Source organism: Paenibacillus xylanexedens (assembly GCF_007680605.1).
GTDB classification, from domain to species: Bacteria; Bacillota; Bacilli; order Paenibacillales; family Paenibacillaceae; genus Paenibacillus; species Paenibacillus xylanexedens_B.
Map to the genome: position 1 here is coordinate 132,449 of NZ_VEIO01000010.1, position 24,947 is coordinate 157,395.

Consider the following 24,947-nt stretch of genomic DNA (forward strand, 5'->3'; position numbering starts at 1 on the left):
GAAAAAAAGCACCGTCCCTTCGATTTGGAAAGGCACGGTGCTTGATTTTTATATTTTGGTCATATATCTTGGTTAAAATCTTCGTTTGTATGTCTTGATGTTTATATTATGAGAATTTTGGCAACCAATCACCGTGGGCTTCAATCAAATCGTCACACATCGCCACGATGTCGTCCATGGACAGCTCGGCAGCGGTATGCGGATCAAGCATAGCCGCGTGATAGATATGCTCTTTTTTGCCTGTAATTGCGGCTTCAATGGTGAGCAATTGGGTGTTGATATTGGTACGGTTCAATGCTGCCAGCTGTGGCGGCAGGTCACCAATATACGTTGGGCTGATGCCGGAACCATCGACCAGACAAGGAACCTCGACACAAGCCTCGCGTGGCAAGTTGGTGATGAGTCCATTGTTCATGACATTTCCGCCAATTTTATACGGACGGTCTGTCTCCATCGCTTCCATAATATGCGAGGCATATTCATGGCTGCGGGTATGCTGAATATTTTCACTCGCAAACAGCTTCTCCCGCATTTCCTTCCAATCAGCAATCTGGTTTACACAGCGGCGCGGATACTCATCGAGTGGAATGTTGAAGCGTTCGATCAATTCCGGGTAGTTGCGTTTGATAAAATACGGATGATACTCCGCACTATGCTCAGAAGACTCGGTAACATAATAACCGAAGCGATGCATCAGTTCATAACGTACCATATCGTCATGAGTCTCCAGTTGTTTCTGTATCGCGAGACGTTTGATCTCGGGATACAGATCGACACCATCCTTTGTTACTTCCAGAAGCCATGCCATGTGGTTAATCCCGGCGATTTTGGCAACGACACCCGTCTGGTCAATTCCCAGCGTATCGAACAGATGAGGTACGCAGACTTGCACGCTGTGACACAGACCGATCGTTTTAATTCCGCCATGTACGTTCATGACATTGGTGAGTACAGCCATTGGGTTGGTATAGTTCAGGAACCAGGCATCCGGGCATACTTCCTGCATATCCTTGGCAAAGTCCAGCATCACCGGAATGGTGCGCAGGTTACGGAAGATTCCCCCAATGCCGAGGGTGTCGGCAATCGTTTGACGCAAGCCGTATTTCTTCGGAATTTCGAAATCGGTAATCGTACACGGGTCATATCCACCTACCTGGATAGCATTGATGACATATTTAGCTCCGCGCAGCGCTTCTTTGCGATCATGGTATGTTTTTACGGAACAGCGGCTTCCCAGCGACTGAGCCAGGCTTTTTAACAAACGCTCCGAGTCACTTAGACGTTCGGCATCAATATCAAACAGTGCCAGTTCAAAGTCCTGCAAGGCCTCTGTCATCATCACATCACCCAATACATTTTTTACAAAAACGGTGCTGCCTGCACCGAGAAACGTAATTTTGTTCATCTTCAAGTTCATCCTTCCCGAAAAAATGTTGTACCCCAACTATAGGCCGAATAGGCTCATATCACTATGGCTCAAACCCTCTCAAATATGGCATAATCCCATTTTTGTTTTCGTTTTCAGCAAGATTTCCTTTCTTCTACCTGTTATAATTTGTTGTATGTGCTGGTAAGGGGATACAAAAGCTCACATTAAGATATCTTTAACCTCATCGTCGAAAGGAGGGGAAACATGAGTCGGAAAGTTGAAATGAATGTGGTCTCTGCCGGCTGGACGCAGATGGAACTGGTCTTGTTATTTTATGGTTGGGAGGCATGTGATCCTGCCCACTATTGGGGGCCGGGGGTGCGTGATTCCTATATCGTGCATTACGTACATGAGGGTCATGGTACGGTTTATATGGGGGATCGGGAATATCCTTTGGGCGAGGGGCAAGGATTTCTCATATTACCCGACACGGTCATTCATTATGAAGCCGATGAAGAGAAGCCCTGGACATATTCATGGTTTGGCTTCAAAGGTGTACAGGCGAAGGCTTTTATGCAACGTGCGCAGTTAAGCGAGGAGCAACCGGTGTTTACTGCTCATGATAAGAATATGATGGCAGCGCTGTATGACGAGATGCTTCAGGCTGGAACGAGCTCTGTTGCAGGAGGGGATGTGCTACATCAAAGCCTGTTATACCGACTTATGGCAGCATTAATCGCATCCTCGCCGATCAAAGAAGAAGAAAATTCGCTTCTTTCGACGAAAGAGACTTATATTCGGCAGGCTGTGCAGTTTATGGAGAACCGGTATAGCCAGCGTACTTCCATTCTGGATATTGCACAGGCGGTCGGGCTGGATCGAACGTATTTATCGGGGTTGTTCAAAGAGCGATATGGCAAGTCTTTGCAAGCCTTTTTCCTGGAGTATCGAATGAATCGCGCTGCGGAGTTGCTTCGTAACCCGATGCTGTCTGTGAGTGAAGTAGCCCACTCCGTTGGATACACCGACCCGCTGCTTTTTTCCAAAATGTTCAAACGCGTGACGGGGGTATCACCCAAGGGTTCGCGAGTGCGAGATTAGCCGCATTCATGATTTTAATTTTGAAAGAAAAGTTTTGAACATTATTCCGTATGCCGCTATACTGATACAGAAGTGTTACAGATACCAACTTTTAGTGAATTGAATACGTGGAACTTGGTGCTCTACCCGCTGGGGTAGATGCTTAAAAGGGAAGTCCGGTGTGATGCCGGCGCGGTCCCGCCACTGTAACAGAGGAGTCAGGCAGCATATCCACTGGTCTTACGAAGACCGGGAAGGAGCTGCTATGGCAATGATACTGGAGCCAGGAGACCTGCCAGGTTGGACAAACACAGCAGTACCCTACGGGAGATAGGAAGGTGTTTAAAGAGCATGATTTTTTCTGAAAATCTGTTTATTTAAGGCGTCCTTATCCCGTGAAACGGAAAAGGGCGCTTTTTTGGATTGAATTGGCTTGTATTGAATGGAATGGGAATAAAGGCGGTACGCGCATTAAACCGGGAAGGGCGTTTTAATATTGGGCAGATATATCGTTAAACGGTTATTACAACTGGTCGCCGTTCTGTTTGGAATCACCTTCCTGACATTTCTATTAACGTATCTGTCTCCTGGAGATCCCGCCAGACTGATGCTGATGTCCACCGGAGTAACACCTTCGGATGAATTGGTCAGACAGGTGAGGTCAGAGCTTGGGCTGGACAAGCCATTTCTGGTTCGGTATGGCACATGGCTGGGACAAGTAGTCACTGGAGACTTTGGTACGTCGTATAAATATGACCGTCCGGTGCTGGATGTGTTAACGGCCCGCCTTCCAGCAACGCTCAAGTTAACCGGGAGCGCGATGTTTCTGGTGATCTTGATTTCCTTTCCGCTCGGAGTTCTTTCGGCTGTACGCCGGAATCAATGGCTGGATTATGTGATTCGCCTGTTTTCGTTTGCCGGTCTATCCATGCCAAGCTTTTGGTTGGGAATGTTACTGATGCTGGTATTTGGTGTGCAGCTGAAGCTGCTACCCGTTATGGGCAATTCCGGCTGGAACAGCCTGATCCTGCCTGCTGTCACACTGGCTATTCCACTGATCGCTCAATATAGCCGGCAGATTCGTACAGTCATGCTGGAGGAGATCAGCCAGAATTACGTGGTGGGAGCAAGAGCGAGAGGTGTGAAGGAATCGATAATCATTTGGCAGCATATTTTGCCGAACTCACTGCTGCCGATCGTGACCCTTCTGGGCATGACAACAGGGGCACTACTTGGCGGAGCAACGATCGTGGAAAGTTTATTTGTATGGCCGGGGGTGGGCCAGATGGCGGTGGATGCCATTTTCACTCGGGACTATCCCCTGATACAGGGGTATGTGATCTGGATGGCTGTCATCTATGTCACCCTGAATCTGATCGTGGATCTCTGGACACATCTGCGTGACCCGCGCATTCAACTGGATGTGGATGTGTAGATGATAATGAAGATTCGAGCATACCTGACACAACGCCGTTTATTTATTTTTTGGCTATCCCTGACCGCGGGATGGATCGTTCTGGCTCTGATTGCGCCGCTTCTGGCACCTCACGATCCACTTGCCACGAATTTTACCAAAGTATTGCAACCATCCAGCTCCGAGTATCCACTCGGCACGGATCAGCTTGGGCGATGTGTCCTGTCCCGACTTTTATATGGAGCACGCACCTCTCTGTTGCTCACATTTATGATGATCGGTATTGTTTTCAGCTTAGGCGTAGCAGTTGGTGTCGTTGCAGGTTTTTTGCGAGGACTGGCGGATACGATGCTGATGCGATTGTGTGATACGTTGATGGCATTTCCGGGTTTGATTTTTGCAATTGCCGTAGTAGGCATGTTAGGGCCGGGGCTATTTAACACGGTGGTCGCACTGTCAGTTGTCTGGTGGGCAAAGTATGCACGGATGGCCCGAAGCCTGGTCATTTCTCTTCAGCAAAAAGAGTTCGTCACTGCCGCCGCGTTCAGCGGTGCGCGTAAAATCCAGATCATCAGCAGAACGATTCTGCCGAATATGTTGCCCGCTTTGATCGTCATGGCCATGATGGACGTGGGTGGCATGATGCTGTCCATCTCGGGTTTGTCCTTTCTCGGCCTTGGTGCACAGCCGCCTGATCCCGAGTGGGGAGCGATGTTAAATGAAGGTAGAAGATATCTGCAGACTGCGCCTTGGCTGTTAATCTATCCGGGGCTTGCGATATTTAGCACGGTTATCATTTTTAATTTGCTGGGGGATAGTCTGCGAGATGTGCTTGATCCCAAGAAAAATACAGTGTAACTGAAGGGAATGGAAAGCATGAGCAAGGTTCAAAAAACATGGTTGCTGGCTATCATATCAATGATGACTATTCTGTTGCTCGCGGCCTGTGGTAACGATAAAAATTCAACAACTCCATCATCCGATGCTACGGGAAAAAAGACAGGTGTGGATGCGAGTGGTGCGACAGGTGGGACTGGTGAGGGCAAGAAAACACATCTGAATGTGGCCTTGTTCTGGTTGGGGAGTAGCCTTGATCCTGCAGAGGAATGGAATGGCTGGACGCTGACGCGCGCGGCTATTGGGGAGACGCTGGTTCAGTTTGACAAGCAGATGAAGATGGTTCCCAAACTGGCGGACAAGTGGGATCGGATCGATGATACAACCTGGCATTTTCATATTCGCGACGGAGTAACGTTCCATAATGGCAATCCTGTGACTGCGGATGCGGTGAAACAATCAATCGAACGCTCTATCTCGCTGAATGAGAGAGGTCAATCCACACTGCCAATTGCGTCAATGACTGCCAAGGGGCAGGATCTGACGATCAAAACTACGCAGCCTGATGCCTCACTGTTAGGCAATATTGCAGAGCCTCTGTTTATTATTGTGGATACAAGTGCAGATACATCAAAATTCAAGAGTGAGCCAATCGCTACCGGTCCGTTCATGGTTACAGGATATACGCCCGACCAGGAGATTCAGGTGAAAAAGTACGATGGATACTGGGGCGGTGCGGCCGATCTGGATACGATGACACTGAAATACATCAAGGATGACAATACACGGGCGCTGGCGCTGCAATCAGGAGAAATTGATGTAGCGAGTAACGTGGGACGCAGCCAGATGCCTCTTTTTCAGGATAAAACACAATATACGATTGATGAAATTCCGAGCCTCCGTACGCAGTTTGTGTGGTTTAACACGACTCATTCACTGCTAAGTGATGTAAAGGTTCGTCGCGCCATATCTTACGGAGTTGACCGCGAAATGTACGCGAATACGCTGGTGGGTGGACAAGCAGCCAAGGGTCCGTTTACCTCTGCATTGCCTTTTGGGTACGACAAAATTGCCGGATATGATTACGAACCTGCGAAGGCTAAACAATTGCTGGATGAGGCCGGATATCAGGATACAGACGGAGATGGCATTCGGGAAAAGGATGGGAAGAAGCTATCGTTACAACTCATCCTTAACTCAGCTTATGAATCCGATTCCGTTGTGGCTGCTGCGATGCAATCCCAGCTTAAAGAAATTGGGGTTGGGCTGGAGCTCGCCTCATATGAGGATCTCACCGACCATCAGAAGAGCGGGAATTATGATCTGGCTCTGACAAGTATTAACACAGGCATCACGGGCGATCCGCAGTATATTCTCGACTTTTATTTCAAAACAGGCGCGGAGTGGAATGTTGGCGGATACAGCAATCCGAAGCTGGACGAGCTGATTGAACGTCTTCACTCGGAGTTTGATGTGGAGAAACGGTATGCCCTTGCGGCAGAAGCGCAGCAGATCATCCTGGATGATGCCGCTTATATGTTTTTGACATATACGCCGATTAATATCGTCAGCAAAAGTAATGTCAAGGGTGCAACGATGTACCCGATCGACTTCTATCTGCTAGACCGCAACATTAAGGTCGAGTAGTCATGACGTCCTTGCGTGGGGGAACGACATCTTTGCTTGTTGAGATGAAGAATCTGTCTGTAAGTTATAAGGAAGGGGTTCCTTCCTTGCGGGATGTATCCTTTTCGATGAAGCCAGGAGAAATCATTGGCATTGTGGGGGAAAGCGGCAGCGGGAAGTCGACCCTGATCCGGGCTGTGCTGGGCCTACTGCCTGTAGGCGGACGATACACCGGAGGAGAGATTGTCTTTCGGGAGAGGGTGTTGCTGCGTGACTCGCAACAAGATTGGCAAGGGATGCGTGGCAAGCGAATCGCGATGGTATTTCAGGATAGCGGTTCGTATCTGAATCCGATTCGTCGTATTGGAAGTCAGTATGTGGAGACCATTCGTGCCCACTTGCCCATGTCTCGCAAAGAGGCTTGGAGATTGGCCGTTCACACACTGGCCCGTATGGGACTGGATGATCCTGAGCGAGTCATGCATGTCTATGCTTCCCAGCTTAGCGGGGGGATGAAGCAACGAACCGCGATTGCGATGGCGGCTACGTTGGAGCCGGAACTGTTGCTGGCGGATGAGCCGACGAGTGCGCTGGATGTTACGACTCAAAACGAAGTGATGAGCCAACTGAGCAGGCTCTGTGCGGACAAGGGAACGGGCATGATGCTCGTGACGCACAATATGGCGGTTGCGGCCCATATGGCTGACCGGATCGGTGTGATGTTAGACGGCAGGTTGGTGGAACTGGGAGATACACTGCGTGTCATATCGAATCCCACTCATGAGTATACTCGCAAGCTGCTTCAAGCTGTACCTGAGCTGGAGGGGAATGCACATGACGAATGACAGATCACCCATTCTAAAACTGAGTAACGTATGTAAAACGTATGAGTTGAAAGGGCAGCAGGCTGTTCAGGCTTTACAAAGCGTAGATCTTGCGTTATATCCCGGGGAGTGTCTGGGCATTGTTGGGCAGAGTGGAAGCGGCAAAAGCTCACTGGCCAAGTGTGTAACTCAGCTGGAACAGGTGACTTCAGGAGAGATTTGGTACCATGGGCAGCAGATTACCCGTTTGAAAGGTGAAAGGTTGCGCCAGATGCGCAAGCAGATTCAGATGGTTTTTCAGGAGCCTGCGGCGATTTTCAACCCACGCATGAAGGTGGGCATGTTTATCGGTGAGCCTCTGTTGAATTATAAAATGATGAAACGGCAGGCGGCTACTCAGGAAACACGTAGATTGCTGGAGCGCGTTGGATTGTCCGCTTTGGATGCGGATAAGTATCCGCACGAATTAAGCGGCGGGCAACAACAGCGAGCCGTCATTGCCCGTGCGATTGGTGTACGGCCCGAGATCATTCTGTTTGACGAAGCTACCTCTGCCCTGGATGTTTCCATCCAGCAGCAGATTTTGGATCTGCTCATGGAACTGCGTAAGGAGACAGGAGTTTCCTCTATATTCATATCACATGATCTTGCGGTGGTGCAGCAGGTGAGTGACCGTATCGCAGTCATGCATCAAGGGAGAGTAGTGGAGGTTGTGAACAGTGCAGGGCTGACCAGTTCGGCAAATCATTCGTATACACGAAGTCTGATGTCCTCCGCTCTGTCGCTGAGAGAGTTGAAGGGTGAAATGCAGATGCGTGAGCGTGTAGAGGTTTCGGCTGGAAGCAGATAGTATGGGTTAACTATATGTATGTGAAAGTTATAAATCATAAGAAAACAGGGTTATCTGCAGCGAATTCATTTTGATAGATGAATTCATTTGAGATAGCCCTTTTGTTGTTTTGATATTTCTAATTATTACGGATGAGCATAGTTCCTCGATCTGGTGGAGGTGCTTCATAATCCTTGTTCTCTAATCCCGAATCCTAATCGTAACTCTAATCCTCAGTGAGGCACCTGAGACTGAAAGTCATTTCGACTGGACTGGTCCGCATAATAAAAGAGGACATCACCATCCTTCAATGGCCATTTACTACTGCTGTTGTTGTTGTTGTTGTTGTTGTTGTTGTTGTTAGTGCTGTTATGGATTGCAGGGGAGCGGTTGTAGCCCTCTAACTGCCACTGATTCATAAGTGGAGCATGGATATATTGCAGATGCGGTGCCTGTGTATTGCCGTTACGTAGACTCTCGATATCAAAGTTGACGACGATGTACCCATTTTTCAAAAAGATATCGGATTGTTCATCCAGCATATTCTGTCTGGCAAGGGGTTCAAGGTTCGTGCCTTTGGGAACGGCGTACACATCAGCCGGAAGACTGTATTCCCCGTACCAACGCTGGATTGCGGCGTTTGCTCGGTCCACGTTAACGCTGGAAGGAATGTTTGTTTTAGGTCCAATAAGTGTACGAATCGGCGCCGTCAGAATCATCCAGTCGTAACGGCCTGTCCAGGTCTTTTGGTGTGAAGTCTGGTTGGCGACTTTGACCATATGTTCTGCTAATGTGAGACGGTTGCGTTCGTCTGGTGAAAATTCATACGTATATTGGTAACGTGCCGCGTCGCTCAATTCTGTGCCAGGCACATTACGTAGTCGTGAGTTCAACACAACAAATCGTTTCTCCATATCCTGAGCTGAACCAATTCGGATAAGACGTTCCTGCCCCCGATGGTAGTATAGATCAACATCCTGACGGGAAGAGTTATCCTTGTTTATAAAAGAGAATGTGGGTGTTATTCGAATGCCATCCTGTTTTCCAAACATATTACCCTTCGTCTTTAGATCAAACTTGAAGTGATAACCTGTTTTCACAGCAACGTTTCGAAATCCCTGAACCGGATGACTTCCAGGTCTAATCGGCAATACAAATGGAGCGAGGTTTCCTCGGGGGTCACCATCGATACCGCGTAAACCGCTCCAGTAGCTATGGCCTGTAGGTTCCGGGCTACCTGGTCGTTTGCGGAATACACTCTCCCAGTTATAGTCGGATACATCCGTCACATGAAAGTCATACAGCCTGCCGATTACGTCTACAGGTATTTTGTCGCTTGCAACATGATGGGTTCGATCGGTGTTGGCATCGGGCTGCTCTGTGAAGTTTGCCGGTGCATTCTCGGCGATGTTCCGAAATTCAATGGTATACTTCCCCTCGTCCACCCATACTGGCAGATAGAATGTTGTATCGATTTGGTTAACCGGAATGTCGACCCATGTATGGCTTGGGATGAACTGTGTTCGATCTGCTGTATAGACATCAAACGGGAACAACACCTGTTTGATGCGATAATATTTGGCGTAGTCCCGATTGCCGTATCCGGGATAACTGGACGCATCCAAGTGCTGCCCGGATGTAGGGATCCGCACAATGAAGGGACGCTCCAGAATGAGCGCAGCACGGGTAGGATCAGGTATTGTTTTCTGATTATGCGGCTGATCGTCCGACACCCATGCGTAGTTTACGACGGGGGTATGCACCGTAACGGTGTTTATTCCATTAATCGGAAGTATCTTGTTGGCTCCGCCGTTCACGTTACCCGGTAGTAGATCATAATAGATTTGGCCAGAACTTTCCGTGTTGGCTTTGTTAAGCAGGGAACTGCTGATCCTGTGGTTGGGAGTGTACAAAACATCACGTCCGATTGTGGTTGGTGAAGGTATATTGGTTGGCTGCGGCCCATCCTTGGTTGTTTCGGTATCATTCATGATTACTGCATTGTTGAATTTCACCAAATCATTTTTTACGGTGCTTTGTGGTGTGTTAGTTTCTGCCATTCCCTTTAATAGGGCTGTGTCATCTGGCACATCCGGGGGTGCATTCAAGCCACCTGTTCGTTTGGATGGAGTGTACGAGATGGAGGACGTTTGTCCTGGCCTCACATGGCGTTCAACGGCAGAATCATTGCTAGACTCAAGTGTCGGTGGAACATAACCGGCAGGATTCATCGTAATGGTTTCGCCAGGCAATGCATAATTTTTCATCGTTGCTTTGGCGATCTTGTACACCTCAAGATTACTAATCATCCAGTAGGAATAGTCTCGTGTAATTTGGAAGTTGTACGGTTTAGGAACGGTATCGCTTTTAGGTATAGGTGTACCCTCCCTACATCCGTCGTCATTACAGACCTGCGGTCCGGGTACGGTCCATTCTCTATCATAGGAGATGGTGATATTACAATCATATATAACTTTGCCGCTCATTTTGGTCCAGGCTTGCTTGAATAGATAATGATCTGCGAAGGCGTTAGTGTAAAGAGACTCGGAAGTAGGAATTCCTTTTAGCACATCGAATATTTCATTACCTCTGTTATCTGACTTTATTATACCTGTTGCGTTGGGATCAAGGTCACTCATATTCATCGTTATACCTGGAGATGGTGATCCAATCGTAGGCGTACAGCTACCACCGCCTCCGCTATCTCCACCACCGGTATTCCCGCCTCCGTCGTCACCACCACCGGTTCCCTGTTCAACACCGATGGTTGTTCGAGTCGTTAATTGAAATCCGTCTTTTTCCCATAAAACCGTGATGGATGTAGTACCTCTGCTAACCGCTTGTACCAACCCGGAATCACTTACCGTTGCAACCGAAGGATTGGAGGACTCCCACGTGGTCGTTCCTCCGCTGCCTGTGTTTACATTGGTTTCTGCACCAAAGTTACCATCCCCTGTTTTGGTTTTAACCATCGCATTGAGCTGCTTGGTTTGATTTAACCGGATTTGTCCTCCGGGGGAGAGGTTGATTTCTTTGGTGGTTTCGGCGACAGCCCGCCAATATATATCGGTATTGAATATGTAGTCAGCGGAGTACTTGGGTGGATTATATGGTCTGTAGCCTGTTGGTTGAATTACTCCTCCAATTTGCATTGTAAATTTTGCAATATCACCAGTGAATCTATCTACAGTTACCAGTATGGGATCACCAGGTCTATAGTAATCTGAATTATCAATATAAATTGGTTTATTTGATGCAGAAACAAACTCAGAGTGATGATGTGGCTGGTCATTTTTATCTTTGTATTGTGATGGCTTATAGACTTCTTGGTCTAAAGGGAGATTTATACAAACAAAGGAAGAATTAGGTTTGTTAGTTGTCGAATTATTTGATAGCTCTTGTCCATTACACTCTCCCTCTACTTTCCATTTCATATTATCTAATTGATATATGTATATGCCAATATTACTTGTACCTTTACCTTCTACAGGACTAATTTTCCTTTGGGATTTTGCTGGGGTAGAAGGCTCCCAACGAGGAGCCTCCAATGGAGGCTTTGTACCGGGGCCTCCCCCAGCGTAAATAAGATTTAAAGGAATCACCAAGCTTAATGATATTATTGAGATCAGTGATTTTTTTATAATAGTTCTTAGATTCAAACTAGATCACCCTTCAAATTTATTAGTTTGCTGTCATGTTGAAATCTGTTCCATCCTTAGCGATGACTTTTACTTGAGTTGTAAGTGATTTATCGAAGTGCAACAATCCTGTAGACCAATATGTTGGATTCTTAACTTTAAATACTCCCTTATTACTTAGGAAATCATTAATGTGAGGTACTGAGTACTCCAAGAATGAATTTGAATTTGGTGATTTCAAGGGATTAATACTTGGTGACTGTAAGAGGCTCCCTGCCTGAAGTTGCGTCATGGAATCTTTAATATTTAAGTCAACTTCAGCAAAGGAATAGTAAGACCCACGTAAGAGGGAGTCTTTTTCATCAACAAAAACAGGGTAAAAGATACTTCTTTTCGATTCGGTAGTGTATGGATTTACAATAATCCAGTTCCGAAGTTTAACATCAGCATAATTCGTAATCGTAACTAAATCTTTATTTCTAACCTGTGAAAAGTCGGTTGTAACTTTACTATAATCATATGAATCAAGAAATTTATTTTTTGAGGTTTTCTGATACCTCGGTGCAATCACGCTCAAATTCGTCCCCGTCAATCCAACCTGCCGCAGTTCATTCAGCCCTTGAAGATCGGCAGGTTTGGTTTTGGCCACGGACGCGTAACGACTGAGCAACACGGCGACTTCTGCCCGGGTTGTGGTGCGGTTCACGCCAAATGTTTTATCATTCGCAACGCTCATCAGCCCTGTTCCGAGGGCAACAGCGACAGCATTTTTTTGCGAGTCTGCCAGCTTGCCAGTAAAATATTCCTTCGCGGGAATGACGGTGTTCGTCACATCCGAGAGAGCCTGTCCATAGTCTGAATCCACTACACTCAATCCTTGTGTTAACCATTCCGCCATCTCGCCCCGCTCAAGTGCAGCTTGAGCATCCAGTTTGTCCTTATAGCTGGAAGGATGGATAAATCCTTTGGCAATCGCCGTAGCGACACCATTTTTAGCCCACTCCGGTACATCTGTAAAATGATTCGGTTCAGCAGTCGGCAACTCCGGCTGATCATTCAAACGTGCTAAAATACTGGCCATTTCAGCTTTGGTCACGGGTGAACCTGGTTTAAACGTTCCGTCTGCATATCCCTTGAAATAGCCTTTCTCTACTGCGGAATGGATGGCTGAGGATGCCCAGTGGGATGCGGGTACATCTTTAAATGAGCTGGCGGCTTGCGCTGCTTCCACCGTAATAGTGCCGCCCATTCCCGCAAAACTCCCAAATCCCCCTACGAATAATGCTAATGCTGTTACGCTGGAAATGATCTGTTTTCTCATGAATCTAACTCCTCTCGACCGATTGATATAGGTTTGTATGTACTTACTAGGAATATAGATGCTAAATTTGTAATAATAATCAATATTCTACCATGTATATCCTCCCGTAAACACAAAAAAAAGGCCACGAATCCGCAGATCCATAGCCTTATGCTTTAAGGTCTCTCTAACATATGTAATTCATTTCAGTTATTGCTCAATACATAGAGAATACTTCATTTTCCAACATTTGAAAACCCCATATGCATTGAATTTTAAAAATAAAGTCAGGCAATCGGTGTTCCATTCGGTAACGGATGATCTGGAGAGAGCAGAACGACATCACCTTCTCCGGGAACACCGCCCAGAACAAGAACCTCAGACACGAAACCGGCAATCCGCCGCGGTGGGAAATTCACGACAGCCACGACCTGTTTGCCAATCATCATCTCCGGCGTGTAACGGTGGGTAATCTGGGCACTTGAATTTTTTAAACCGAGTGGCCCAAAATCTATTCTCATCTTAATCGCAGGAACACGAGCCTTCAGAAAAGGTTCAGCCTCCACCACGGTACCTACCCGAATATCATGTTGCATGAACTCTTCAAAAGTAGCCATAGATAAACTCCTCTCAACGAAACGATGTCATATAGTATAGATGATATATCCATCCCGGAAAACAAAAAATCCAGATTACGCTGTATCGTAACCTGGATTAATTCCTGAAAAACTCCTGTTATCGTTAGGCAACAGTGATTAAGATCTGTTCCAGTTTTCTCCCGTGAGATATTTCTCGGTAAGAATGGACAGCATCTGAATCCCTACTTCATTATGTCCGCCCTCAGGGATGATGATATCCGCATACTTTTTGGACGGTTCGATAAACGCATCATGCATCGGTTTGACCGTTTCGAGGTACTGTTTGTACACGGATTGAATCGAGCGTCCACGCTCCTCCATGTCACGCAGTACTCTGCGCAGAATACGTACATCGGAATCCGTATCTACAAATACCTTGATGTCCAGCAGTGTACGAAGATGCTCATCAATCAGCACATGTAGCCCTTCGACAATGACGATGTGGTTCGGTGCAAGTTCAATTGTTTCGCCTGCAGCGCGGTTATCTATGGTGAAGTCATACACGGGAGCATACGCTGGCTGGCCCTTTTTTAACAGGGTAAGATGTTCGATCAACAGATCGTTATCAAAAGCAAACGGGTGATCATAATTCGTCAGTCTGCGCTGCTCAGGTGTGAGGTCTGACTGGTCTTTGTAATAATTGTCTTGGGATATGAATGTAACTTTCGCTGATCCCAGACGTTCAATAACGGAGCGGGCTACCGTTGTTTTGCCGGAGCCGGTTCCTCCGGCGATACCAATAATGAGCATGGTTGTTCCATAAACCTCCCTAAAGTGGCAGCATGATCAATCGATGAAGAGTGCCCAAAATGTTTCATTTTTGAACTCGATTTGCATGTCTGTCTGCGAATACACAATTCCTTCATTGTACCACAGCTTGTTGACTTTTTCATCTTAAGGAACAGACCATGTTTTGCCTTCAAGAAGGAAGCTCATTTTCACTCTTAAAGGCTACACAACCAGGTATTTCACGTCCGTAATACAATCTGCATAGGAACCAGACCCTGATTTTCCTGATATTGACCAATTGACTTTTCGAAGGATGTGCCTATAATAAAAGTATATTGTTAACACGGACTGTTACTGGGGAAACCAGGCATGACCGAATTCGATTGCTTTCGTGTAATCGCTTTCGGTCTTTTTTTATTTCTAGCGGGGGGTGAGGACATTGAAGGTTATCAAGAAAGTAAATAATAACGTAGCCATTGCCATTAATGAGCATAACGAAGAGGTATTCGTGGTGGGCAAAGGTGTAGGGTTTCTCAAAACTCCATATGAGCTGACCGAGACGGACCTGGTGGAAAAAATTTTCGTAGCCCCCAAGAACATTCGAATGTATGATCTGCTGAACAGCATTCCGATTGAGGATATTTATCTGGCGGAGGAAGTGATGAAGCTGGGCAGCGAGATTTTGAACAAAACCTTTAACCCGAATCTGCTTCTCACCCTGTCCGACCATATCAGCTTTGCCCTTTCCCGTACCAGGGAAGGCATCAGCATTAAGAATCCGCTGGAGTGGGAAGTGCGGACACTGTATCCGGGTGAGACCCGGGTAGGCGAAGCTGCAATGAAGCTGATTCAGGAGAAAACGAATTTGACTCTGCCGTCAGCCGAGATCACCCTGCTTGCCCTGCATTTTGTGAATGCACAGGTAGGCTCCGGCGAGATGAGTGATACAACCAAGGTAACTACCGTGACGGGAGAGATTCTTTCCGTAATCAAATACGCTCTCAAGATTGACTTTCAAGAGGACTCCATTCATTTCATGCGGTTCGCCACACATATAAGGTACTTCATCATGAGGCAGATGAGCGGCAAGTCGTTGAAAGATGAGAATGAGTCCCTGTATACGATGGTGAAGGAAAAGTTCCCGAAGGAACTCGCTTGTGTGGAGAAGATTGCTGATTTCCTGAAAACAAACTATGGCTGGACATGTTCCGATGATGAGAAATTGTATCTGATCCTGCATATCCAGCGATTAACCACCAATGAACCAGTAGAATAACAGTTACTCTCCAGGTTCTTCTGTCATCGAAGTGTCTGTGTAAACCATTCTTGTTTGTATAGTATGACAACTGAATACTCATTAATGGACTGTTACTGATTCGATCAGGCATGACCAAGCGTAGGGAATGACGATTCCCCGGCTTGGTCATTTTTCATATATATCTAATTATTCATCATGAAGCAGAGGAGAAGAGGGTTATGAATAATAAAGACTTGGCTAAAAACGTGCTTGAGCTCGTTGGCGGCGAGCAAAATATATCCGGACTTACACATTGTGCTACCCGTTTACGTTTTGTATTAAAGGACGACAGTAAGGCTGATCTGAAGACATTGAACCAGCTGGAAGGTGTGCTTAAAGCGCAGAACTCCGGGGGGCAGGTTCAAGTCATCATTGGAGCGAAAGTAGATGCTGTTTACAATGAAGTCAAAACCTTAACATCAGATCGTTTGGGAAATTCCGAAGAAACCGCAGCAAGCAGCGGATCGAAGAAAAAACGCAATCCGTTTAATGCGGTACTTGAAACGATTGCCGGTATTTTCACACCGATTCTTCCAGCACTGGTTGGTTGCGGCATGATCAAATGCTTGGCAACGGTAATGGCTGCCCTCGGATGGCTTGAAGGGTCTGGGTTCATGGTCATCATTAATATGATCGGTGACTTGATCTTCTATTTCCTGCCGTTCTTCCTTGCTGTCAGCGCAGCACATAAGTTCAAAACGAACCCTTATCTTGCGGTGGCTCTTGCCGCTGGACTGATGCACCCGACCATTTTGAATGCGGCAGCTAAAATTGCCGAGACAGGTGTGAGCACAGTTGATTTTCTGGGCATGCCGATCCTGTTAATGAAGTACTCATCTTCGGTTATTCCTATTATTCTGGCTGTTTGGATTATGAGTTACTTATATCCGCTCGTCAATCGAGTGATTCCTAAGTTTTTGCAAGTGTTGCTTACGCCAATGATCGTGCTGTTCATTATGGTTCCGCTTGAACTCATCGTATTTGGCCCTGTGGGTTCACATATTGGTGACTGGCTGACGAACGGTATTAACTCACTATTCTCCACGGCGGGTGTTCTGGCAGGGGCGATTCTCGGATTCTTCAAACCGATTATGGTTATGTTTGGTATGCACTATGCCATTATGCCGATTCAGGTTCAACAAGTGGCAACTTTGGGTGCAACCGTGTTGTTGCCTACAGCTCTTGCAGCGAACTTGGCGCAAGCTGGTGCGGCCTTTGGTGTATTCGTACTAACCAAGAACAAAACGATGAAATCAGCAGCAGGCTCAAGTGGATTAACAGCTTTGTTCGGGATTACCGAGCCGGCGATCTACGGGGTAACGTTGAAATATAAACGGCCGTTTTTCGCAGCGTGTCTTGCTGGAGGTATCGTATCTGGATTCTTCAGTCTGGTTCATACGACAGCTAATGCCATCGCCCTTCCCGGTGTACTGGCATTAGGCACATATACATCGGATCGTTACATGTATGTAGTCATTGGATGTATCGCGGCCGTTGTGTTAGCTTTTGTATTCACGCTGATTGCAGGCATCAAGGAAGATGCGGACGGAAGCCCATCGCAAAAAAAATCTGGCAGAGTAAGCATCGATTCATCGAATGATGTGGGAAGCACAGCACCATTGGAAAAGTCTATTTCGACCGACACTTCTTCTTCAGACATGCTCATCGTAAGTCCGATGACGGGTGAGATTAAACCGATCTCCGAAGTGGAGGATCAAGCTTTTGCACAGGAACTGATGGGAAAAGGCATTGCGATTGAGCCGACGGAAGGCAAGGTATATGCCCCGTTTGACGGAGTAGTTGAAGCTCTTTATCGCACGAAACATGCTATTGGCTTAAAGGCAAATAACGGCGTAGAGATTCTGATCCATATCGGGGTAGACACCGTCAGCCTGAAAGGCAAATATTTTAACGCACATATCAAACAGGGAGAGACCATCCAAGCAGGAGATTTGTTGGTGGAGTTTGATCCGGACGGCATTAGATCAGCAGGTTATAACACGATTACATCGATTGTTGTTACCGACATGCAACAATATGGAGATGTGCTCACGACAGCGAGCAGTGGCCCGATCCGGGAAAGCGAAGCTTTAATTAAACTTATTCCGTAAATAAAATAACAGGAGGAAATAACAATGACGAATATGAGCAAATCCCATTTTCCAAAAGACTTTTTATGGGGCGGTGCGTTATCTGCTTGTCAGGCAGAGGGTGCTTATGATGTGGATGGCAAAACGTTGACCATTCCCGAGGTCATGAAGTTTAACGAGAAGAACGACCGCAAGGTGACCAAGCAGATTCGGGTGAACTGGGACATGATTGAGGAAGCACGGAACGACCCTAACGCGGCGAACTATCCGAAACGGCGGGGAATTGATTTTTATCATCGATTCCGTGAGGATATTGCTTTATTTGCCGAGATGGGCTTCAAAGTGTTCCGTTATTCCATCGCGTGGGCGAGAGTGTTTCCGGGCGGGGATGATGCTACTCCAAACGAGAAGGCGTTGCAATTCTACGATCAGGTCATTGATGAATGTTTGAAGCACGGCATGGAGCCGTTGATTACGATCAGCCATTTCGATACCCCGATTGTACTGATGGACAAGTTCGGTGGCTGGTATAACCGCAAGCTCGTGGATCTATATGTGAAGTATTGCGAAGTGCTGTTCAATCGCTACAAAGGCAAAGTGAAATACTGGGTTACGTTTAACGAGATCAATATGAGTGTAAAAGCGTCGGCAAAAACGCTAGGCATCATTGAGTATGACGCGCCTAACTATGAGGAAATGCTCTTCCAAGGGCTACACCACCAGTTTGTTGCTGCGTCCAGAGCAACCAAGCTGGCACATGAGATTGATCCGAATAATCAGATTGGCAGCATGGTGGCCTATTTCACCACCTATCCGTACACATGCAAGCCGGAGGATGCGCTCCAGATGCAGCAGGATGATCAGATGAAAAATCAATTTTATCTGGATGTGCTCAACAAAGGAGAGTACCCTTACTACAGCAAGACGTATTTTAAAAATAGAGGCATTCAGCTCCGCATTGAGGATGGCGACCTGGAAGGAATTCGGGCACATACGGCTGACTTTGTAGGCATGTCGTATTACAATTCCATGATCTCCAGCAGCGATACCGAGCAGCTTGAGCTGACAGCAGGCAACGTGCACAGCGTATACAAAAATCCGCATCTGCCTGCAAACGAATGGGGATGGCAGATTGATCCGATCGGCCTGCGTTATACACTGAATCTGGTCTATGACCGGTATCATAAGCCTGTGTTTATTCTGGAGAACAGTTCCGGTTTTTATGACACGCTGAACGAAGACGGCACGGTGAATGATCCATATCGGATTGATTTTTTGAGCAAACACATTGAACAGATGGGGCTTGCTATCGCCGATGGCGTCGAGGTGCTTGGGTACACGATGTGGGGGCCGATTGATATGATCAGTTCAGGCACGTCCGAGATGAGTAAGCGCTACGGATTTATCTATGTGGATCAGGATGATTACGGTAAGGGTACATTGAAAAGATACCGCAAAGACTCGTTCTACTGGTATCAAAACGTGATCCGCACCAATGGGGCAGAGTTATAGCACATTCCGAGCTGCAGGAGTTTATCTGAAATTTAAAATAAATAGATTTAAAGTCCTGGGCCTTCTGGTATAATCATGTCGAATGATGTCAATCTTCACCAGATGTCTTCTACATATGTCGGGAGGTCTATTCTATGAAAAAGTCAATCAAGCTTCTCTCTTCAACAGCTGTTGCGGCAATTGCAGCTGTATCGGTTGTTACTTCGGCATCTGCAGCAAGCAGTTATGCGATTCAACCGATATCTTCGTTATCCAGCGTGGACATTTCCTCCATGGATATTGAAACGGCATTGATGATGGTGCAGCAAGAACGTGCTAAACTACTGGATGCTCAATTACAAGTGCAAATTCAAGCGGTACAGAACCGGAATCAACAGATCGCCGATCTGAATGCAAAATTGCAAGTAGCTCAGCAAAACGGGGATCAAGCCGCAGTGCAAACGCTAAAAGCGCAGATTGATGCTCTCAGCAATTCGCAACAAATGGACATGCTTCGTTTACAGTCCATGTCCAACAAGCGGAATGAAGCTTTTGATTTGATGACTAATTTCATTAAAAAAATGCAAGACTCCAGATCCTCCATCATTGGCAACATGCGTTAAGACCGGGATCTAAAACAAGGTTTCGAATGGTACTTTAATCACAAACCACAACGTTACAAAAGCAAAAAAGAGCAAAGATGGAATCATCATTCCAAAGCTTCGCTCTTTTTTTATTTTGCCCCCAAGTTTAACCAGACCAGTCCCGGCGACGCGTGAATAAATCCTTCAGTTCATCGGTCGACAGTTCGGTAATCCAGTTCTCGGAGCTGGTGATGATGTTGTCGCTAAGCTGTTGCTTGCTCTCCAGCATCTCGTCGATGCGTTCCTCCAGTGTACCGAGAGAGATAAACTTGTGCACCTGTACATCCTTGGTCTGTCCCATCCGATAGGCCCGGTCTGTCGCCTGATTCTCTACCGCAGGGTTCCACCAGCGGTCAAAGTGGAAGACGTGATTGGCTGCTGTCAGATTCAGGCCGACACCGCCAGCCTTAATCGACAGAATGAAGACCGAAGGCTGCTTGTCCGCAGGCAGTGTGCGAGACTGGAATTCCTCAATCATGCGATCCCGTGCTGTCTTCGACGTGCCGCCATGCAGGTAGAGTACAGGTTCTTGCAGCTCCTGCCGCAGCACTTGCTGTAACATCTGCCCCATGCCGATATATTGTGTGAAAATAAGGCATCGTTCCCCCTCATCACGTAGCTCGCGGACAAGTTCCATCAGCCGTTCCAGCTTGGCCGAGCGGCTGATCAGCATCGCCATGTCCTGCGGGCTGTACACATCATAAGTTGAGGTTGCCGGGTCATCTGCAGGCAGCTCTTCAGGCAACGTTTCCTTGGTGAGCAAGAGTGGATGGTCACACAATTGCTTCAATTGGGTTAACGCGGAGAGAATCGCGCCTTTGCGTTTGATACCCTCCAGCTCTTTCATTTTATCCATCAGGGCTTGCACGGATTGGTCATATAATGCACTCTGTTCACCTGTGAGGTGAATATACGTTTTCATCTCATTTTTGTCCGGCAGATCGAGCTGGATATTCGGATCTTTTTTCTTGCGGCGAAGCATAAAAGGTTTTACTAGCTGCTGCAGATCCTGCATGCGCTGTTCATCCTTATCCTTTTCAATCGCACTGATGAAGCGGGTTTGAAATGCCCGGGCACTGCCCAGATAACCCGGATTGATGAAATCATAGATCGACCACAGCTCAGACAACCGATTCTCAATCGGGGTACCTGTGAGCGCAATGCGATGTTTCGCCGGGAAGCTACGTACAGCCACGGACTGTTTCGTCTGGGCATTCTTGATATTCTGTGCTTCATCGAGACAGATGGCCGCCCATGTATAGGTTTCCAGCAGTTCCTGATCCAGCGTCGCCGTGGCGTAAGAGGTAATGATAATATCCGACTGTTCGGCTTGCTCCCGGAATTCTTCTCCGTTTAACCGACGTGCCCCGTAATGCAGACTGACACGGATGGAGGGAGCAAAACGGCTAATTTCCTTCTGCCAGTTCCCGAGTACGGATGTTGGACAGATCAGAAGGGCGGGGGCTTGTCCCGGCAGTCTTGGCTCATGCTCTTTGATGTGCAACAAATACGTAATGAACTGAATCGTTTTTCCAAGACCCATATCATCCGCAAGACAAGCACCTAAGCCGAACCTGCGCAGAAAACCAAGCCAAGCGAAACCTTCCTTCTGGTAAGAACGCAGCTCTGCATGTAGTCCGTCCGGAACGGGCAGGGAAGGAGCTCCCCCTTGTCCGCCTCCAAGCTGGGCGATGACCCGGTTCAGATGATCATTCAACTCCACCTCAAGCCGGATGCTTTCGCTGGTCTGAGATGACTCTGCTTCCTGTTCGCCCTCAGCCTGTTGACCTTCCTTCCATTTCTGCTTGGCATATTCCCGCTGTTCATTGTGAAGCAGATGCAGGTGCAGAATATCTTGGAACGAGAGTCCTTGCTCCCGATCCACGCCGCCCATGGCTCTGCGAATCTGCTCCAGCAGATCGGGGTCGAGCGGCACCCATTCGCCGCGGAATCGAACAAGGCGTTCGTTACGGGCGACGAGATCTGCAAATTCTTCTTCGCTAAGGTCACTGTCCCCAATGGCGATGCGCCAGTCAAAATGAATGATGGAGTCCAATCCAAAGAACGATTGGCCCCGCTCGCTGCCTTCCTCCGGTTTTACCTTGGCTCGTAGCTTCGGTTTTTTCTTCCGGGCGGCTTCCCACCAGCCCGGCAACAGCACTTGCCATCCGGCGGCTAGCAAGCGACCGCTCTCTTGGGTCAGGAACTGCCAGGCTTGCTGATCATCCAGCGGATCGCTCAGAATATCTCGTCTGCCGCTGATGGAGCTACCAAGACGCGGCAGTTGCGCACGTAGCTGATCCAGCCAGCCAGCCGAGCGATCCAGAATAAATGGCGTCCAACCTTCGGGCCACTCGCCCTCCAGTCGTCCGCGTGAATCCAGCATGACTGGCACGAGAACAGCGGCGTCCAGCTTGTTCTGTAATACCAAACGCAGTCGCCATGAGAAGTCGTCCTCATCCGGCTCCTGCAATTGCAGCATCGGGCGGAAGGGTGCAGCATCGGCTTTCCAGCCGATGGACACCAGCCACGACCGAGCATCAAGACCACCTGTTCGCGGAAGCACTCCGCGCTCGGGGAAGAGCTGCGGGAACTCCCGCCGTAGGTCGGTGGCCGCTTCTTCGGAGCTGTACCAGCGCTGGAACACAGCAGCGGAGTAAGCTGCGCCAAGTCCTTCAGCGAAACTTTCGTCCGTCTGTTGCATGGCTTGGTGAAGTGCAGCCAGATCCTGCTTTTTCAGACTATCCAAGTCCCACGTCCATTGCAGTTGTCCGGCACGATAAGCCTCAAAGCTGGGTACATACTTGCGATGATCAATAGACGAGGACAGTATTGGGGCTAGTCGGATCAGGTACTCGGCCTGCTCATCCCACTTCCACTCAATATGAATCAGGGTCTTCATCTCCGCAAAGAATGGGAGAACCTCTTCCGCAGGCAAGACGACAAGCTCAATCTCTTCAATCTGTCGGATTTCAAGCTCCGTACCGTAAAAGGAGGGAGCATGCCATGCGAATAGACGCTGCTTCAACGACTGGCCTGACACAAAGTGATGTGTATTCAGGGCACCGTAAAATAGCGCGTCGCCATAACCGGTCAAAGCTACGTGTACCTCAATCGTTTCGGTATAAGGGTGAATTAGACTCATGGAATCAGTTTACCTTTCCGAAGCTCCTCCTGCAGGGCCCGCAAACGGCTGTTGCGAACAGCCAGTGCAGTGATGAACTGCTCCCACGGCTCCTCTTGCTTCATTTTTTTGTATATTTTGGACAGCCGTTTCAGCAACTTTACTGCGGCTTTATAACCATCCCTGTTCTTGTGCACGATATAACGCTCCACCGCCTGATGATAGAACGGCAAAAGCAACTCAGGGGCATCTTTCTCAATGGGCTGCAATACGGCTACTCGGAATTCGAGAGGCTCAGTGCCTGTACTCAGCTGAAAATCAATCCATCTGCGCCACTGTCCTCGCGAATGCATGGCATCCTCATAAGCAGGCCTGGAGTGGGGAAGCATGCTGACCAGCGTGTCCCACATCCGGTGCTCGGCGTCCGGGACATGCTGAATCGCGATATCCCACAATCGCATGTAATCCTGTAAAGGAGCATTACGGCGGTTTGCGAGCAGAGGCCCGAGCTGTACCAGCCATTCGGACAGACGTGTCCATTCAGCTGCATCGGTCAATGTATGGAGAAAGTACAGCAGGTGTTCTGGAGGAATACCATAAGCTGAGCTACCATGGATGAGTTTCTGCCAAGCCGATGAATCTTGTTCCAGATGGTAGTACATCCAGCTCTGTGCCAGAACAAGAGGCAATGGCAAAGTTCCTTTTCTGGCGTTCTTCTCTGTGCCGGTAACAGCTCCTCCAGACGAAAGGATCTTTGCTTCTGCTTCGTTCAGTAGAAGTAGTTCTGACTCCAACATTGCCTGTCTACCTCGAAGCCAGGGCACAATCCAGTTTAGCCACAGCTTAGAGTAAATAGGGGTGAAGAACATCATATTTGCTGTCTCCGGCAACATCTCTGTCCGCAAATAAGCCGAAGTTTCGTCCAGCCTTGCCCAGAATTGTTCAAGTGCCGTGCCCTTCAATCCGGACAAGTCCAGCGACTGGAGCAGAAGGGTCTCAATTCCTTTTTGGAGAGCGTCTACTGCCAGCTGGGCAGGGTAACTTAAATACACAGGAGTATGCGTAATCGAATTGCGCGCGGGCGGTATACAGTAACGCATGAGATAAAGCTGAACATGTAGCTCAAACAGCTGATCCATCGCTACTGACATCTTGGGTTTGATCGCGTATAGTTCATCCGCGGCTTCCTGAACGTAGGCCGTCGTTGCTGTTCCTGTGCCGAGTCGTTTGAGGCTCGCTCGAAATAGTTCGTGCCATTCCGTAATGTCCATTCCGGCGAGTTCGGTTGCCCGCTCCTTAATCTCGCTATACTGGTAGCCATCCGAAGAGTTGTCTTGGATAGCTTCCTCTTGTTTCGTAACATCGCCAAAGCTGTAAGCTCTCGCAGAAGTAGAACCTACCGGTTTGCTGGTTTGTTTCAAGGCAGTACTTGCATGTGCATTGACCAGTGCAGGAACGGGGCGTCCTTGCTGTTCGGCGTAACTCATCAATACAGCGGCCATATGTTTGCATGGAGAGTTAACCGGACAGGCACAATAACTGCTGGACAAGTCCTGCATACGGAGCACGACCTCGTAAGATTCTGATCCTTGTACCTCGGCGGTAATAGCCTGAGCATCGTTGAAGTTTATAGATCCAACACGTTTCTGTTTATAATATTGGAATCCACGCATGATTGTCAGGTTGTTGAAGAGAGCTGCAACTTCACGAATCAGTGCTTGCCACTGCGTGTCATCCATGATCTGATCCTTAGGTATGTTCATCATTCCATCTCCTGGGGTATACATGGTTAACTAATGATGACGTCTTCGACGTCACGGCCTAGAGTTTCAATCCTTCCATTATACCTTCTATCATATCAGTTCTGGAGAAGCTCGTGCAGACGTCATCGGAAACTACTGCACGAATACTCCATATTGTGTATGCTTATCTTATAACGTATGTATTCGTTTCAGGAGCAGTACTGGCTGCGCGGCGGCCATATAAAGACTATATTCAACAACAGGAGCGAGCACAG

Annotated in this window: 17 protein-coding genes and 1 riboswitch; of the genes, 10 read left to right on the forward strand and 7 right to left on the reverse strand. The window is 47.8% G+C overall.

What is annotated here, in order from left to right:
• Positions 1-106: 106 nt before the first annotated feature.
• Positions 107-1,405, reverse strand: a complete 1,299-nt coding sequence (gene melA / locus FS818_RS25905; RefSeq protein ID WP_145336049.1) for an alpha-glucosidase/alpha-galactosidase — start codon at positions 1,403-1,405, stop codon at positions 107-109.
• Positions 1,406-1,633: 228 nt separating this feature from the next.
• On the opposite strand from melA, the gene FS818_RS25910 reads away from it, so the two are divergent.
• From FS818_RS25910 to FS818_RS25935, 6 genes are all read left to right on the forward strand, one after another.
• Positions 1,634-2,470, forward strand: a complete 837-nt coding sequence (locus FS818_RS25910; protein WP_145336051.1) for an AraC family transcriptional regulator — start codon at positions 1,634-1,636, stop codon at positions 2,468-2,470.
• Between the two features lie 98 nt (positions 2,471-2,568).
• Positions 2,569-2,763, forward strand: a riboswitch (cobalamin riboswitch).
• A gap of 182 nt (positions 2,764-2,945) precedes the next feature.
• The gene (gene nikB, locus FS818_RS25915) at positions 2,946-3,884 is read left to right on the forward strand and encodes a nickel ABC transporter permease (protein ID WP_145336053.1); all 939 of its coding nucleotides are present in this window, start codon (positions 2,946-2,948) and stop codon (positions 3,882-3,884) included.
• Between the two features lie 6 nt (positions 3,885-3,890).
• Positions 3,891-4,721, forward strand: a complete 831-nt coding sequence (nikC, locus tag FS818_RS25920; protein ID WP_145336108.1) for a nickel transporter permease — start codon at positions 3,891-3,893, stop codon at positions 4,719-4,721.
• A gap of 18 nt (positions 4,722-4,739) precedes the next feature.
• Positions 4,740-6,347: an ABC transporter substrate-binding protein gene (locus FS818_RS25925; protein ID WP_260989973.1), complete on the forward strand. Its 1,608-nt coding sequence runs from the start codon at positions 4,740-4,742 to the stop codon at positions 6,345-6,347.
• 2 nt (positions 6,348-6,349) lie between these two features.
• Entirely contained in the window at positions 6,350-7,171 is an 822-nt protein-coding gene (locus FS818_RS25930) for an ABC transporter ATP-binding protein (RefSeq protein WP_145336057.1), read from the forward strand.
• Positions 7,161-8,000, forward strand: coding sequence for an ABC transporter ATP-binding protein (locus FS818_RS25935; RefSeq protein WP_186375604.1), 840 nt, complete (start codon positions 7,161-7,163; stop codon positions 7,998-8,000). The genes FS818_RS25930 and FS818_RS25935 overlap by 11 nt, the downstream gene beginning before the upstream one ends.
• 212 nt (positions 8,001-8,212) lie before the next feature.
• Here FS818_RS25935 and FS818_RS25940 read toward each other — a convergent pair whose 3' ends face one another.
• From FS818_RS25940 to udk, 4 genes are all read right to left on the reverse strand, one after another.
• Entirely contained in the window at positions 8,213-11,131 is a 2,919-nt protein-coding gene (locus FS818_RS25940; protein ID WP_145336060.1) for a DUF5704 domain-containing protein, read from the reverse strand.
• 529 nt (positions 11,132-11,660) lie between these two features.
• A complete protein-coding gene (locus FS818_RS25945) occupies positions 11,661-12,938 on the reverse strand; it encodes an S-layer homology domain-containing protein (protein ID WP_145336062.1) in 1,278 nt (425 codons plus the stop codon).
• A 266-nt stretch (positions 12,939-13,204) separates the two neighbouring features.
• A complete protein-coding gene (csaA, locus tag FS818_RS25950; protein ID WP_145336064.1) occupies positions 13,205-13,534 on the reverse strand; it encodes a chaperone CsaA in 330 nt (109 codons plus the stop codon).
• Positions 13,535-13,672: 138 nt separating this feature from the next.
• Positions 13,673-14,305 (reverse strand): uridine kinase, encoded by a 633-nt coding sequence (udk, locus tag FS818_RS25955; protein WP_145336066.1) that lies wholly within the window; start codon positions 14,303-14,305, stop codon positions 13,673-13,675.
• Positions 14,306-14,714: 409 nt separating this feature from the next.
• Between udk and FS818_RS25960 the strand changes: the two genes are divergently transcribed.
• The 4 genes from FS818_RS25960 to FS818_RS25975 all read left to right on the forward strand — a co-directional run bounded on the left by FS818_RS25960 (position 14,715) and on the right by FS818_RS25975 (position 19,785).
• Positions 14,715-15,560: a PRD domain-containing protein gene (locus FS818_RS25960; RefSeq protein ID WP_260989974.1), complete on the forward strand. Its 846-nt coding sequence runs from the start codon at positions 14,715-14,717 to the stop codon at positions 15,558-15,560.
• 200 nt (positions 15,561-15,760) lie between these two features.
• Positions 15,761-17,692, forward strand: coding sequence for a beta-glucoside-specific PTS transporter subunit IIABC (locus FS818_RS25965; protein WP_145336070.1), 1,932 nt, complete (start codon positions 15,761-15,763; stop codon positions 17,690-17,692).
• 33 nt (positions 17,693-17,725) lie between these two features.
• On the forward strand, positions 17,726-19,183 hold the full coding sequence (locus FS818_RS25970) for a glycoside hydrolase family 1 protein (protein ID WP_145336110.1): 1,458 nt from the start codon (positions 17,726-17,728) through the stop codon (positions 19,181-19,183).
• A gap of 134 nt (positions 19,184-19,317) precedes the next feature.
• Positions 19,318-19,785, forward strand: a complete 468-nt coding sequence (locus tag FS818_RS25975; RefSeq protein WP_145336072.1) for a hypothetical protein — start codon at positions 19,318-19,320, stop codon at positions 19,783-19,785.
• 127 nt (positions 19,786-19,912) lie between these two features.
• Here the strand turns inward: FS818_RS25975 and FS818_RS25980 are convergent, their stop codons facing one another.
• Together FS818_RS25980 and FS818_RS25985 are read right to left on the reverse strand one after the other, a co-directional pair.
• Positions 19,913-22,942: a DEAD/DEAH box helicase gene (locus tag FS818_RS25980; protein ID WP_145336112.1), complete on the reverse strand. Its 3,030-nt coding sequence runs from the start codon at positions 22,940-22,942 to the stop codon at positions 19,913-19,915.
• A gap of 5 nt (positions 22,943-22,947) precedes the next feature.
• Complete coding sequence (locus FS818_RS25985) at positions 22,948-24,693, reverse strand: SWIM zinc finger family protein (protein WP_186375605.1); 1,746 nt, start codon at positions 24,691-24,693, stop codon at positions 22,948-22,950.
• Positions 24,694-24,947: the final 254 nt, after the last annotated feature.